The organism is Cupriavidus cauae (genome assembly GCF_026210475.1).
Classification (GTDB): Bacteria; Pseudomonadota; Gammaproteobacteria; order Burkholderiales; family Burkholderiaceae; genus Cupriavidus; species Cupriavidus cauae.
On record NZ_CP080293.1, the window covers coordinates 3,487,312 to 3,501,009 of the forward strand.

11 protein-coding genes and 1 tRNA gene are annotated in these 13,698 nt (G+C 68.1%); 8 read left to right on the forward strand and 4 right to left on the reverse strand.

Annotated elements, in window-relative coordinates:
• Window positions 1-13: 13 nt before the first annotated feature.
• Complete coding sequence (gene recA, locus KZ686_RS15475; protein WP_149316810.1) at window positions 14-1,066, reverse strand: recombinase RecA; 1,053 nt, start codon at window positions 1,064-1,066, stop codon at window positions 14-16.
• Window positions 1,067-1,502: 436 nt separating this feature from the next.
• On the opposite strand from recA, the gene KZ686_RS15480 reads away from it, so the two are divergent.
• From KZ686_RS15480 to KZ686_RS15500, 5 genes are all read left to right on the forward strand, one after another.
• Window positions 1,503-2,195 (forward strand): response regulator, encoded by a 693-nt coding sequence (locus KZ686_RS15480; protein WP_149316809.1) that lies wholly within the window; start codon window positions 1,503-1,505, stop codon window positions 2,193-2,195.
• 88 nt (window positions 2,196-2,283) lie between these two features.
• Window positions 2,284-3,858, forward strand: a complete 1,575-nt coding sequence (locus tag KZ686_RS15485) for a sensor histidine kinase (protein ID WP_265632751.1) — start codon at window positions 2,284-2,286, stop codon at window positions 3,856-3,858.
• Window positions 3,855-4,223: a DUF4212 domain-containing protein gene (locus KZ686_RS15490; RefSeq protein WP_149316807.1), complete on the forward strand. Its 369-nt coding sequence runs from the start codon at window positions 3,855-3,857 to the stop codon at window positions 4,221-4,223. The genes KZ686_RS15485 and KZ686_RS15490 overlap by 4 nt, the downstream gene beginning before the upstream one ends.
• A 376-nt stretch (window positions 4,224-4,599) precedes the next feature.
• Entirely contained in the window at window positions 4,600-6,300 is a 1,701-nt protein-coding gene (locus tag KZ686_RS15495) for an MFS transporter (RefSeq protein WP_149316806.1), read from the forward strand.
• A 191-nt stretch (window positions 6,301-6,491) separates the two neighbouring features.
• Window positions 6,492-6,568 (forward strand) — tRNA-Met (locus KZ686_RS15500).
• 217 nt (window positions 6,569-6,785) lie between these two features.
• Here KZ686_RS15500 and KZ686_RS15505 read toward each other — a convergent pair.
• Window positions 6,786-7,742: a helix-turn-helix transcriptional regulator gene (locus KZ686_RS15505; protein ID WP_265632752.1), complete on the reverse strand. Its 957-nt coding sequence runs from the start codon at window positions 7,740-7,742 to the stop codon at window positions 6,786-6,788.
• Between the two features lie 414 nt (window positions 7,743-8,156).
• Here KZ686_RS15505 and KZ686_RS15510 point away from each other — a divergent pair, with 414 nt between their 5' ends.
• Window positions 8,157-8,414 carry a hypothetical protein gene (locus KZ686_RS15510; protein WP_265632753.1) on the forward strand — a complete coding sequence of 86 codons (258 nt, stop codon included), beginning with the start codon at window positions 8,157-8,159 and terminating at the stop codon, window positions 8,412-8,414.
• Between the two features lie 299 nt (window positions 8,415-8,713).
• A complete protein-coding gene (locus tag KZ686_RS15515; RefSeq protein WP_150083310.1) occupies window positions 8,714-9,151 on the forward strand; it encodes a universal stress protein in 438 nt (145 codons plus the stop codon).
• Between the two features lie 87 nt (window positions 9,152-9,238).
• Here the strand turns inward: KZ686_RS15515 and KZ686_RS15520 are convergent, their stop codons facing one another.
• Entirely contained in the window at window positions 9,239-10,270 is a 1,032-nt protein-coding gene (locus tag KZ686_RS15520) for a serine/threonine protein kinase (protein WP_149316802.1), read from the reverse strand.
• 31 nt (window positions 10,271-10,301) lie between these two features.
• Complete coding sequence (locus KZ686_RS15525; RefSeq protein WP_265632754.1) at window positions 10,302-11,864, reverse strand: DEAD/DEAH box helicase; 1,563 nt, start codon at window positions 11,862-11,864, stop codon at window positions 10,302-10,304.
• 469 nt (window positions 11,865-12,333) lie between these two features.
• On the opposite strand from KZ686_RS15525, the gene miaB reads away from it, so the two are divergent.
• Window positions 12,334-13,650 (forward strand): tRNA (N6-isopentenyl adenosine(37)-C2)-methylthiotransferase MiaB, encoded by a 1,317-nt coding sequence (gene miaB / locus KZ686_RS15530; protein WP_262484850.1) that lies wholly within the window; start codon window positions 12,334-12,336, stop codon window positions 13,648-13,650.
• Window positions 13,651-13,698: the final 48 nt, after the last annotated feature.

Here is a 13,698-nt window from a genome sequence, read left to right on the forward strand (position 1 = left end):
CCGCAAACCCGGCTTACTCTGCCGCCAGCGCCGGCGTACCGTTCATCGGCACCACGCCGAGGGCGGCGCGGACCTTGTTCTCGATTTCGTCGGCGATATCGGGATTCTCGCGCAGGAATTCGCGCGCATTGTCCTTGCCCTGGCCGATCTTCTCGCCGTTGTAGCTGTACCAGGCGCCCGACTTCTCGACGATCTTGGCGTCCACGCCGAGGTCGATGATTTCGCCCTGGCGCGAGATGCCCTGGCCGTACAGGATGTCGAAGAAGGCCTCGCGGAACGGCGGCGACACCTTGTTCTTGACCACCTTTACCTTGGTCTCGTTGCCGATCACGTCGTCGCCCTTCTTGATCGAGCCGATGCGGCGGATGTCGAGGCGGACCGAGGCGTAGAACTTCAGCGCATTGCCGCCGGTCGTGGTTTCCGGCGAGCCGAACATCACGCCGATCTTCATGCGGATCTGGTTGATGAAGATCACCAGGCAATTGGTGCGCTTGATGGTGCCGGTCAGCTTGCGCAGCGCCTGGCTCATCAGGCGGGCCTGCAGGCCCGGCAGCGCGTCGCCCATCTCGCCTTCGATTTCGGCCCGGGGCACCAGCGCCGCCACCGAGTCGATCACGATCAGGTCGACCGAGCCCGAGCGCACCAGCGCGTCGGTGATTTCGAGCGCCTGCTCGCCGGTGTCCGGCTGCGAGATCAGCAGATCGCTGACGCTGACGCCCAGCTTGCTGGCGTAATTGACGTCCAGCGCATGCTCCGCGTCGATGAACGCGCAGGTGCCGCCCAGCTTCTGCATCTCGGCGACCACCTGCAGCGTCAGCGTGGTCTTGCCCGACGATTCCGGGCCGTAGATCTCGACGACCCGGCCGCGCGGCAGGCCGCCGACGCCCAGCGCGATGTCCAGGCCCAGCGAGCCGGTCGACACCACCTGGATGTCCTGCTCGACCTCGCCGTCGCCCATCCGCATGATCGAGCCCTTGCCGAACTGCTTCTCGATCTGGGCCAGCGCGGCGGCCAGCGCCTTCTGCTTCTCGGCGCTCACGCCAGCTGCCTTCTTGCCGTCATCCATGGTCGTCCTTCCGTCAATGGTGTATAAATAGGCCGCATGCGGCGCGCCGCCTGCTATTCGATGCCGATATTGTGCGGCACCTCGTTACGCAGACCCACGCGCCCGACCCGCGCCACCCCGGCGTCTGCATCGTCGGAGCGCGCTGCGGCAACGCATTCTAGAGGCGGAGCATGGCAGCCGTGAATCAGCATCGGCTCAAAAATGCAGCCGGGTTGGACCACGGCACCGCCCGGCTGACCGGCGCCCTCCGTGACGCGTGGCCCCGGTTGCGATCCAGCCCCATGCGCTCGCCTGGAATCAGCGGGTACTGTATAAAAAAACAGTATGCTTGGCAAGCCCCATTTCATCCCATAGTGCGCATGACGATCGGGAGGACAGGGGAAACAGGGCGGCCCGCGCGGGCCGGCGCCCGCCTGCCGAGCCAGGGGAGACCACCATGCGCATTCTGATTGCCGAAGACGACGACGTGCTGGCCGACGGCCTGACCCGTTCCCTGCGCCATTCCGGCTATGCGGTCGATCATGTGGCCAACGGCATGGAAGCCGATTCGGCGCTGTCCACGCAGGCCTACGACCTGGTCATTCTCGATCTGGGGCTGCCCCGCATGCCGGGGCTCGAAGTCCTGAAGCGGCTGCGCGCCCGCGGCGCGATGGTGCCGGTGCTGATCCTGACCGCTGCCGACAGCGTCGACGAGCGGGTCAAGGGCCTGGACCTGGGCGCCGACGACTACATGGCCAAGCCCTTCGCGCTGTCGGAACTGGAGGCGCGCGTGCGCGCGCTGGTACGGCGCGGCACCGGCGGCGGCGCCACGCTGATGCGGCACGGTCCGCTCGCATTCGACCAGGTCGGCCGCATCGCCTATCTGAACGACCAGATGCTGGACCTGTCCGCGCGCGAGGTGGGCCTGCTCGAGATCCTGCTGACGCGCTCGGGGCGGCTGGTGTCGAAGGAGCAGCTGGTCGACCACCTGTGCGAATGGGGCGAGGAAGTCAGCAACAACGCGATCGAGGTCTACGTGCACCGGCTGCGCAAGAAGATCGAGGTCGGCGGCATCCGCATCGCCACCGTGCGCGGCCTCGGCTATTGCCTGGAGAAATTCCAGCCGGCCCCGGCCGCCGCGCATTCCTGATTCCGCCGACCGCAGCGGCGCCCGGGCTTTCCCTTCGAACCTGCCCGGCGCGCCTCCGCCCTCCGCCCCTATCTCCCACGCCCTTCGCATGTATCCGCTGCGCCTGCCCTGGAAACGCCCGTCGCCGGCGCTCGGCGACACGCGCCGCCGCCGCGCCGCCGCGGCGGCCACCGCCGAGGACGAGGTGACCGACGAGATGCTGGCCGACGCCCTGCCCCATCTGGAGGACGACGCCGGGCACGCGTCGCCGCGCTCGCTGTTCGGCGAGATCCTCGACTGGATGCTGGCGCCGCTGCTGCTGCTGTGGCCGCTGAGCATCGCGGTGACCTACCTGGTCGCCAAGTCGATCGCCAACGGCCCCTACGACCGCGCACTGGAATCGAGTGCGATCGTGCTGTCGCAGCAGGTGCGCGAGGTCAATGGCGGCGTGACGCTGCAGCTGCCGCTGTCCGCGCGGGAGATCCTGCGCGCCGACGAGACCGACGCGGTCTACTACCAGGTGGTCGGCACGCGCGGCGAGCTGGTGGCGGGCGATCGCGATTTGCCGCTGCCCGTCGAGGAAGACCGCGGCCACGCCGGGCTGGTGTCGCTGCGCGACGACCAGGTGGCCGGCAACGACGTGCGCGTGGCGTATACCTATGTCGAGATGCCGGCGGTGCCCGGCGGCCATCCGGTGCTGGTGCAGGTCGCCGAGACGCTGGACAAGCGCGCGCGCCTGGCCAACGAGATCATCAAGGGCGTGATCCTGCCGCAGTTCGTGATCCTGCCGCTGGCGGTGCTGCTGGTGTGGTTCGGCCTGTCGCGCGGGCTGGCGCCGCTGACCGCGATCCAGCAGCGCATTCGCGCGCGCAATCCGGGCGACACCAGTCCGATCGACGAACAGGCCGCGCCGCAGGAAATCACGCCGCTGGTGGCCTCGTTCAACGAACTGCTCGAGCGGCTCGATCAATCGGTGCAGACGCAGAAGCGCTTCATCGCCGATGCCGCGCACCAGATGAAGACGCCGCTGGCCGGGCTGCGCATGCAGGCCGAACTGGCCCAGCGCGAGCAGTCGCCCGAGGAACTGCGCAAGTCGCTGGCGCAGATCGCCGGCAGCTCGCAGCGCACCGCGCATCTGGTCACGCAGCTGCTGTCGCTGGCGCGCATGGAGAACTTCGCCGGCAGCGGCAACATGGCGCCGCTGGACCTGGCCGCGCTGGCGCGCGAGGTGGTCAAGGACTGGCTGCCGCAGGCCTGGGCCAAGCGCATCGACCTGGGCCTCGATGCGTCCGACCATCCGGTGATGGTCCAGGGCAACCGCCTGATGCTGACCGAGATGCTGAACAACCTGCTCGATAACGCGATCCGCTACACGCCGCCGGGAGGCCACGCGACCGTTCGCGTCAGCGCCGATCCGTTCGAACCGTTCGCCTATCTGGACGTGGAGGACACCGGGCCGGGCATTCCGCCGGCCGAGCGGCCGCGCGTGATGGAGCGCTTCTATCGCGTGCTGGGCACCAGCACCGAGGGCAGCGGCCTGGGGCTGGCGATCGTGCGCGAGATCGTGCAGCAGCATGGCGGCGACGTCGCCATCGAGGACCACGTCTACCAGCAGCAGCCGCGCCTGGCCGGTGCGCGGCTGCGCGTGACGCTGCGCCGTCCGGCGTCCGCGGAGGCGGCATGAACGCGCCCGATCCGGTACGCCTTGCCCGCCAGCAGCGCGCCGCGGCCGCCTGGCGCACCAACCTGCGCTGGACCGCGGTGCTGCTCGCGCTGTGGTTTGCCGGCACGTTCGGCGTCAGCTGGTTCGCGCGCGAGCTGCGCTTCGACTTCTTCGGCTGGCCCTTCTCGTTCTGGGCCGGCGCGCAAGGGCTGCTGATCCTGTACGTGCTGATGGCCGCGGCCTATGCCTGGCGCATGAACCGGGCCGATCGCGAGATCGGCGAGCCGGCGGACGAGCCGAGGGACCAGTCGAGAGACCAGTCGGGATACGAGCCGAGCAACGATGCCGGGCACGCCGACGACGGCGATGCCGCACGGCACCGCTGAACGCCGCGAACGCGCTCGTCGCCCTGCGGGCCGTTCTGCCGGCCGCCCTGCGCACCGCCCCTGCGCACCGCCCCCCCCAGCACCCCCCGCAGCATCGCCTGCAGTACCGCCTGCAACACTGCTCGCCGCGTGCTCGGGACCTGCAGCGTCCCGCATCGCAGCATCGCTCTCCCCCCACGAAAGGCGGGTGCCAGCACCGCGCGACGCTAGCGTATACCCCGAGCAATATCGGCCCCCGCGCACCCTCCGCTGTCAGAACGCCGTAAGTTTCGCCTCCCAGAATCCACACACATTCGACGGCCCGCGCCGGAACGCGGCGTGTCCGCCTGCCTTGCGCGGCCGTGCGAAGGACCCCTGAACAGTAGGAGGAGACAAAATGGCTAATGCCCCGAATGTCGCGGTGCCCGGAGGCAGCGCGCAGAACACCCCGATGACGGCCGAGGAGAGGAAAGTCATCATCGCCTCGTCGCTCGGCACGGTATTCGAGTGGTACGACTTTTATCTGTACGGTTCGCTGGCGGCGATCATCGCCAAGCAGTTCTTCGCCGGCCTGGATCCGACCTCGGCCTTCATCTTCGCGCTGCTCGCCTTTGCCGCCGGCTTCATCGTGCGGCCGTTCGGGGCGCTGGTGTTCGGCCGCCTCGGCGACATGATCGGACGTAAATACACGTTCCTCGTGACGATCCTGATCATGGGCGTGTCGACCTTCATCGTCGGCCTGCTGCCCAGCTATGCCACCATCGGCTGGGCCGCGCCGATCATCCTGATCGCGTTGCGAATGCTGCAGGGCCTCGCGCTCGGCGGCGAGTACGGCGGTGCGGCGACCTACGTCGCCGAACACGCGCCGCACGGCAAGCGCGGTTCGTACACCTCGTGGATCCAGACCACCGCGACGATGGGCCTGTTCATGTCGCTGATCGTGATCCTGGTGTGCCGTCAGCTGACCGGTCCCGACTTCGAGGTCTGGGGCTGGCGCATTCCGTTCCTGCTGTCGATCGTGCTGCTCGGGGTCTCGGTCTACATCCGGCTGTCGATGGCCGAATCGCCGGCGTTCCAGCGCATGAAGTCGGAGGGCAAGACCTCGAAGGCGCCGCTGACCGAATCGTTCGCGCAATGGCGCAACCTGAAGATCGTGATCCTGGCGCTGGTGGGCCTGACCGCCGGCCAGGCCGTCGTCTGGTACACGGGCCAGTTCTATGCGCTGTTCTTCCTGACGCAGGTGCTGAAGGTCGACGCCAAGACCGCCAACCTGCTGATTGCCGGCGCGCTGGTGATCGGCACGCCGTTCTTCGTGTTCTTCGGCGCGCTGTCGGACAAGATCGGCCGCAAGTGGATCATCATGGCCGGCTGCGCGCTGGCGATGCTGACCTACTTCCCGCTGTTCAAGGCGCTGACGCACTACGCCAACCCGGCGCTGGAGCGCGCTCAGCAGTCGGCCCAGATCGTCGTCACCGCCGATCCGAAGCAGTGCTCGTTCCAGGGCAGCCCGATCGCCCGCGAGATCGACTTCCGCAGCTCCTGCGACATCGCCAAGCGCACGCTGGCGCAGTCGTCGGCCAGCTACGAAGTCGTCGAGGCGCCGGCCGGCACCACCGCGACCGTCAAGATCGGCGATCGCGAGATCCAGTCCTTCAACGCGTCGCTGGTGCCGCAGGGCCATAGCTTCGAGCCGGAGAGCAAGGCCAGGATCGACGCCTTCAAGAAGGAGGTCGCCGGGGCGATGTCCGCGGCCGGCTACCCGACCAAGGCCGACCCCGCCGAGATGAACACGGTGATGGTGCTGGTGATCCTGGTGATCCTGGTGATCTACGTGACCATGGTCTACGGTCCGATCGCCGCGATGCTGGTCGAGCTGTTCCCGACCCGCATCCGCTACACCTCGATGTCCCTGCCCTACCACATCGGCAACGGCTGGTTCGGTGGCATGCTGCCCACCATCTCGTTCGCCCTGGTCGCGCAGAACGGCAACATCTACTACGGCCTGTGGTACCCGATCGTGATCGCCGGCATCACGCTGGTGATCGGCTCGCTGTTCATCCGCGAGACCAAGGACGTGGATATCTACGCGAACGACTGATATCCGCATCGCGCCACGCCGGCTCCCGTGCCGGCGGCGAAACGGAGACGAAACCGGCGGTCCGGCAGGGCCGCCGGTTTTTTTGTGGGATAGCTGCATCCGCCGCCACCGCGGCCGGCAGAACCGGATGCAAGGGCCCGTACAAAAGTGTTGACAGCGATCCAACGGCCCGTATAATGGCGGTCTTCGTCGGCGAATTAGCTCAGTCGGTTAGAGCGACGGAATCATAATCCGCAGGTCCGGGGTTCGAGTCCCTGATTCGCCACCAGTATTTCGAAGGGGTCAGCGCAAGCTGACCCCTTTTTGTTTTGGTGCCGCGGGGTTGCGCCACGGGTTTTGGTGGCGCGGCGGCTTGCCGCCGTGCCGGCGCCGCGACCCAGGGGGATCGGAAGCCGATCCATCGCCCCCTTCCGAGCCCCCTTCCGAGCCCCCTTCCCAGCCCTCCTTCCCAGCCCCTCCTTCCCGCCCCCCCTTCCCCAGCCCGCTCAGCTCCTGCAGTAAGCCCGCGCCATCGTCTTGACCTCGTGCGCCAGCGCGCGCCGCAGCGAGACCGGCTCCAGCACCTCGGCCTGGGGCCCGAAGGAGCGCAGCCAGCGCACCAGCCAGTCGGCCATCTCCACCGTGCAGCGGACCACCAGCGAACCGTCCGGACCGATCTCCTCGGTCTGGTCGGGCGAGATCGGCGCATCGCGCACGATATCGCCGCAGCCCTTGGCGAAGCGGACCGCCAGCTTGATATTGCCGTCCGCGTGCAGGCCGAATTCGGCCGCCTCTTCCACATAGTCGGCCAGCGAGAAATGGTCCGGGTAAATGAAGCGCTCTTTCAGCGCGTGCGCCGCATGGACCCGGTCCAGCCGCAGGCATTGGGGCGCGGGGTCCTCGTCTTCCAGGCCCACCAGGTAGACCATGCCGGCCTTCTCGACCACGCCCAGCGGCATCAGCACGCGCTTGCGCTCGGGCTCGAAGCGCGGCCGATACACGACCTCCAGGTTGCGCTCCTCGAATACCGCGGTCAGTACCGGCAGCAGCACGGTCTCGCGCAGCCGCGGCGGCACCAGCGGCGAGCTGCGTTCGACCACCGACAGCTTGCGATGCCAGGCGATCCGGCCGGCGCAGCCTTCGCGGCCACGCCGCCGCAGCTGCGACTCGGCGGCATCGAACAACGGCCGCAGCAGGGTCGCCATCACCGAAGTGATCTGGCGGCCGGCGAACCGCTTCAGCACCTGCAGGGCGAGCGCCTCTTCGTCGCTGAGCCAGGTATCGGCGTTGGCCAGCACCTTGCCGGCACATTCGGCGCGGCGCCACATCAGGCCGCGCCCTTCCGCGCGGCACTCGGCCGAGCCGTCGGCGACCAGCAGCACCAGGCGCTGCTGCAGCACCTCGGCGGGCGGCTCGGCCACCTCCAGGGCGGTCAGGCCGCGTGCCACGTCCTGGGTGCTCATCCAGCGCCGGGGACCGCCGTCGTCAAGCAGGACGGAAAGAATGGAAACGTCGAGTTGCGAATCGAACTGGTGGGCCATAAAGCGCAATGAAAGGTTGGTCTGCGTGGGGAGAGCGAAGCCTATCAAGCGGGGCGTCCGGAAATGAAGGAAATGGACAAGGAACGACGGTTCCCGGCACGCACTTCGGCCCTCCGAATCGAAAGTGCGAGCAACAGCCTATGCGATGCGCGCCGGCACGCGGAGTGAGCAGCGCCCACGCCGGGCCCGCACAAGCATGCGCATTGTTAAAAACTTTGAATAGCTGATACGAGGCGGTCGTGCGTTGCCTCCGGGATGTGAGCCTATTCTTCTCCCATCGGCTGACGACATCCCCAAGCAAAACGATTCTCAAAAATTCAACAACTGGAGAAAATCATGAAGATCACGACCGCCCGCCTGGTTCTCAGCGCTGCCATCGCCGGTACCGCCCTGCTGTCGCTGAACAGCGTGTTCGCCGCGCCGGTGCGCGGGTCGCATGCCGGCGACGACTATGGCTACACCTTCCGCGCGGTGGACCGCTTCGCCGAGGGCGCGCGCGCCTTCGACGGCTACGCGGAGGGCGCCCGCACGCACGACGTCTTCAGCGAGGGCGCGCGCTCCCGTGCCGACTATCCGGCGCCGATCGGCGAATGAAGGACGGGATGAAGGAAGGAATGAAGGAGCAAGCGATGAGCCTTCGAGACAATGCACTGATCGTCGCGGCGTGGATCGGCGCCTGCCTGGCCAGTGGCTGGCTGGTCACCTTTACGGGGCTGCTGCTGTCGCAATAAGTGCCGAGACGGGCATGAAGGTAGGCCAAGTGCCGAGTTTTTGACCGGAATCATGGCGAGATCGCCGCCTAGCTGCCATCATGAATTCAGCCAGGCAAGGCGCCGCCGAACCGCCTGGCCGTCGACAACGCCTGCAAGGCCCGTGATAGGAGAACCCTCGCCATGACCCATATCGTGCTCGCCACTGACGGCTCCGCCTTCAGCGACGCCGCCGCCCGCTTTATCGTCGAAGGGAAGCTGCTGCAGGGCGAAGTGACCGTGCATGTGGTGCACGTCGCCCCGGAGGTCACCGGACAGGTGCGCGCCTTCGTCAGCAAGGACGCGATCGACGACTGGCATCGTGAAGAGAGCGAGAAGGCGATGCGCTCGGTGTGCGACATCCTGGGCGCCGCGCAGCTGCGCGTGGAAAAGCATGCGCTGAGCGGCTTTCCGCCGGACCGGATCGTGGCGCTGGCCAAATCGGTGAACGCCGATGCGATCGTGATCGGCACCCATGGCCGCGGATCGTTCTTCGATGCGGTGCTCGGCTCGGTCGCGGGCCGCGTGGTGGCGCACGCGTCGTGCCCGGTCATCCTGGTGAAGGCACCGGACAAGGCCTGACGGCCCGACGCAGGGCCATTCAAAGGTAGAAGTGGGAGTAAGACCGGGCGCTGCCGCGGCGCCCGGGACAGTTGCCCGGTCAGCCGTTCAGCTGGACCACAGCGGCGGCTCGTCCATCAGCGCGATCTGCTCGCGCAATTCGAGGATGCGGTCCTGCCAGTAGCGCGCCGTGCCGAACCACGGAAACGCCGCCGGAAACGCGGGATCGTTCCAGCGGCTCGCCAGCCAGGCGCTGTAGTGCAGCAGCCGCAGCGTACGCAACGCCTCGACCAGATGCAGCTCGCGCGTCGAGAATTCGGCGAAATCCTCGTAGCCGGCCACGATATCGGCCAGCTGGCTCTGCATCGAGGCGCGGTCGCCCTCCAGCAGCATCCACAGATCCTGTACCGCCGGGCCGGTCCGGCTGTCGTCGAAATCGACGAAATGCGGACCCGTGCTGCCACCGCGGGCCTGATCCGCTTCGATCCACAGCAGATTGCCGCGATGGCAGTCGCCATGCAGCCGCAGCAGCGCCACGTCGCCGGCGCGCTCGTAGCAGCGCCGCACGCCCTCGATGGCGAGATCGGCGGCGGCCTGCCAGGCCGGCCGCAGATCGGCGGGAATGCAATCCTGTGCCAGCAGCCAGTCGCGCGGCGCCACGCCGAAGGTCTCGACATCGAGCGCGGGCCGGTGGACATAGGGCTGAGTCGCGCCGACGGCGTGGATGCGGCCGATGAAACGGCCAAGCCAGGTCAGCGTATCGGCCCGGTTGAGCTCGGGCTCGCGGCCGCCGCAGCGCGGGAACACGGCGAAGCGGAAGCCGCCATGCGACAGCAGCGTGCTGCCGCCGCAATCGAGCGGCGGCACGGCCGGGATCTCGGCCTCGGCAAGCTGCCGCACGAAGGCATGTTCCTCGAGGATGGCGGCATCGCTCCAGCGCCCCGGCCGGTAGAACTTCATCACCATCGGCGCGCCGTCCTCGACCCCGACCTGCCACACCCGATTCTCGTAGCTGTTCAGCGCCAGCAGCCGGCCGTCCGGCATGAAGCCGGCCGCCTCGAGCGCATCGAGGATCAGGTCGGGTGTCAGCCCCGCGAACGGAATGTCCGGCGAGGCGGCGGGATCGGGCGACGTCACCATGGCTAAGCGCTAGCTTAGGACACCGCGCGCGTCAGGACCCCTGCCGCGAGCGCTGTCCGCCGAGCAGCGCGGCCTGCGGGCCGGGCCGGCGGTTGCGCGAGGGACCATTCGACTCGGACGCCGCGCGCGGTGCCGACTGCGAACGCTCGCCGTTGCCGGCCGGGCGGGCACCGCCCTTGGGCTGTCCGCTGGGTTGACCGATGCGCTGACCGCCGGGCTTGCCATTGCGTTGGGGCGCGGCGCCGGCCTCCTGCGGCTGGCGGGCTGGACGCGGCTGGCGCGGCGGCCGGGCTTCCGCCCGGCGCTCGCCCGAGGGCGCGCCGGCAGCGGGCCTGCCGCCACCATTGCCACCACCATTGCCCCCGCCATTCCCCTGCGGACGTCCCCGTCCTCCACCGCCATTCTGGCCGCGCGCCTGGCGGCCCTTCTGGATCGGCTCGGGGGCGATGGTCGGATCCGGTTCGAAGCCCGGCAGCACGATCTGCTCGAGCTGGCGCTTGATCAGGCGCTCGATGTCGCGCAGCAGGCCATGCTCGTCGACGCAGACCAGCGACACCGCCTCGCCCTCGGCGCCGGCACGGCCGGTACGGCCGATCCGGTGCACATAGTCTTCCGGCACGTTGGGCAGGTCGAAGTTGACCACATGGGGCAGCTGGTCGATATCGATGCCGCGCGCGGCGATGTCGGTCGCCACCAGCAGCCGCAGCGTGCCGGCCTTGAACTCGGACAGCGCGCGCGTGCGCGCCGACTGGCTCTTGTTGCCGTGGATCGCCAGCGCCGACAGGCCTTCCTTGCTCAGTTGCTCGGCCAGCCGGTTGGCGCCGTGCTTGGTGCGGGTGAAGACCAGCACCTGATGCCAGTCGTGCTCGCGTACCAGGTGCGCCAGCAGTTCGCGCTTGCGCTCGCGATCGACCGCGTAGACGCGCTGCGCCACGGTCTCGGCCGTGGTGTTGCGGCGCGCGACCTCGATCGAGGCCGGATTGTCGAGCAGGCGGTCGGCCAGCGCGCGGATCTCGTCGGAGAACGTCGCGGAGAACAGCAGGTTCTGCCGCTTGGGCGGCAGCACGTTCAGGATCTTGCGGATGTCATGGATGAAGCCCATGTCCAGCATGCGGTCGGCCTCGTCCAGCACCAGCATCTCGACATGCGACAGATCGATGGTGCGCTGGCCCACGTGGTCCAGCAGACGACCCGGCGTGGCCACCACGATATCGACGCCGCGCTTGAGCTGGTCGATCTGCGGATGGATGCCGACGCCGCCGAACATCACCATCGAACGCAGGCGCAGGTACTTGCCGTAGTTGCGCACGCTCTCTTCGACCTGCGCGGCCAGTTCGCGCGTCGGCGTCAGCACCAGCGCGCGGATGCGGGGCCGCTCGCCGCGCGCCGGCGGCTCGGCCCGCGACAGCAGCTGCAGCATCGGCAAGGTGAAACCGGCGGTCTTGCCGGTACCGGTCTGGGCGCCGGCGAGCAGGTCGCCGCCCTTCAGGATCGCGGGAATGGCTTGCGCCTGGATCGGCGTGGGCGTGGTATAGCCCTGCTCCGCCACGGCGCGTACAAGCTTGTCAGACAAGCCTAGTTCGGAAAAAGACATGGAATTCGTTTCGGCCGCCCCTTGCGCACGGATGCGCCAATCGTCGGGGCCGGCATGGATAGTGGCGACTGGCCGGCTGCCGCCGTCACCGCCTGCTTGGGCGGGGCGAAGGGCGCCGGGGAAGCGGAACGACTGCCTCCGCTTCCAGGTTCGGAAGGCCCGTAGTGTATCAGCCCCGGCGCATTCGCACCGGACGCCCCATGTGCCGAGCGGGTAGAATAGCGGGCTGTCCCGCCTGCCCCGTCCCCGCCTGCCTGTCCGCCTGTCCACCCGCCTGGCGCCGGCCCCCGCGGCGGGCCGCGCGGCAGGCCATGTAACGCCCCCTGAAGCATCCGATGCCCCCAGGTCAACCACTGAGATCGGCACCATGAATCCACGTCCCCAAGACACCCAGGCCGCCCCGGCCCAGCCCGCCGCCGCCCCTGCCGCGCCCACGAAAAAGGTCTTCGTCAAGACCTACGGCTGCCAGATGAACGAGTACGACTCCGACAAGATGGTCGACGTACTGCACGCCAGCCAGGGCCTGGAAAAGACCGACAACCCCGAAGACGCCGACGTGATCCTGTTCAACACCTGCTCGGTACGCGAGAAGGCGCAGGAAAAGGTGTTCTCCGAACTGGGACGGATGAAGGCGCTGAAGGCCGCCAAACCCGACCTGGTGATCGGCGTCGGCGGCTGCGTGGCCAGCCAGGAAGGCGCGGCCATCGTCTCGCGCGCGCCGTATGTCGACGTCGTGTTCGGCCCGCAGACGCTGCACCGGCTGCCCGAGATGATCGCGCGCCGCCGCCAGAGCGGCCATTCGCAGGTCGATATCTCCTTCCCGGAGATCGAGAAGTTCGACCATCTGCCGCCCGCGCGCGTCGAAGGCCCGAGCGCCTTCGTGTCGATCATGGAAGGCTGCTCGAAGTACTGCAGCTACTGCGTGGTGCCCTATACCCGCGGCGAGGAAGTGTCGCGCCCCTTCGACGACGTGCTGGCCGAGATCGCGGGCCTGGCCGACCAGGGCGTGCGCGAGGTCACGCTGCTGGGGCAGAACGTCAACGCCTACCGCGGCCGCATGGGCGACACCAGCGAGATCGCCGACTTCGCGCTGCTGATCGAATATGTGGCCGAGATCCCGGGCATCGAGCGGATCCGCTACACCACCAGCCACCCGAAGGAATTCACCGCGCGGCTGATCGACGTCTATGCGCGCGTGCCCAAGCTGGTCGACCACCTGCACCTGCCGGTGCAGCACGCCTCGGACCGCATCCTGATGGCGATGAAGCGCGGCTACAGCGTGCTCGAATACAAGAGCATCATCCGCAAGCTGCGCGCGATCCGGCCGACCATGTCGATGTCGTCGGACTTCATCGTCGGTTTCCCCGGCGAGACCGATGCCGATTTCGACAAGCTGATGGCGATGGTCGAGGAGATCGGCTACGACACCTCGTTCTCGTTCATCTTCAGCCCGCGGCCCGGCACGCCCGCTGCCAACCTGCACGACGACACGCCGCACGAGGTCAAGCTGCGCCGCCTGCAACGGCTGCAGGCGACCATCGAGGAAAACGTGCAGCGCATCAGCCGCGGCATGGTCGGCACGGTGCAGCGCATCCTGGTCGAGGGCCCGGCGCGCAAGGACCCGACCGAGCTGCACGGCCGCACCGAGAACAACCGCGTGGTCAACTTTGCGCTGCCCGGCGTGCCGCAGGCCAGCCGCGACCGGCTGATCGGGCAGATGGTCGAGGTGACCATCACCGAGGCCTTCCCGCATTCGCTGCGCGGCGAGATCGTGGTGCGCCAGTAGTGCAAGGAGTGCCGGTAGTGGGACGATCGAAGGCACGATCGCCGGGCC

Coding starts and splice junctions, on each gene's coding strand:
- KZ686_RS15510 (WP_265632753.1), top strand. CDS start 8,157: ATGAAGATCACGACCGCCCGCCTGGTTCTCAGCGCTGCCATCGCCGGT.
- recA (WP_149316810.1), bottom strand. CDS start 1,066: ATGGATGACGGCAAGAAGGCAGCTGGCGTGAGCGCCGAGAAGCAGAAG.
- KZ686_RS15480 (WP_149316809.1), top strand. CDS start 1,503: ATGCGCATTCTGATTGCCGAAGACGACGACGTGCTGGCCGACGGCCTG.
- KZ686_RS15485 (WP_265632751.1), top strand. CDS start 2,284: ATGTATCCGCTGCGCCTGCCCTGGAAACGCCCGTCGCCGGCGCTCGGC.
- KZ686_RS15505 (WP_265632752.1), bottom strand. CDS start 7,742: ATGAGCACCCAGGACGTGGCACGCGGCCTGACCGCCCTGGAGGTGGCC.
- KZ686_RS15515 (WP_150083310.1), top strand. CDS start 8,714: ATGACCCATATCGTGCTCGCCACTGACGGCTCCGCCTTCAGCGACGCC.
- KZ686_RS15520 (WP_149316802.1), bottom strand. CDS start 10,270: ATGGTGACGTCGCCCGATCCCGCCGCCTCGCCGGACATTCCGTTCGCG.
- KZ686_RS15490 (WP_149316807.1), top strand. CDS start 3,855: ATGAACGCGCCCGATCCGGTACGCCTTGCCCGCCAGCAGCGCGCCGCG.
- KZ686_RS15525 (WP_265632754.1), bottom strand. CDS start 11,864: ATGTCTTTTTCCGAACTAGGCTTGTCTGACAAGCTTGTACGCGCCGTG.
- miaB (WP_262484850.1), top strand. CDS start 12,334: ATGAACGAGTACGACTCCGACAAGATGGTCGACGTACTGCACGCCAGC.
- KZ686_RS15495 (WP_149316806.1), top strand. CDS start 4,600: ATGGCTAATGCCCCGAATGTCGCGGTGCCCGGAGGCAGCGCGCAGAAC.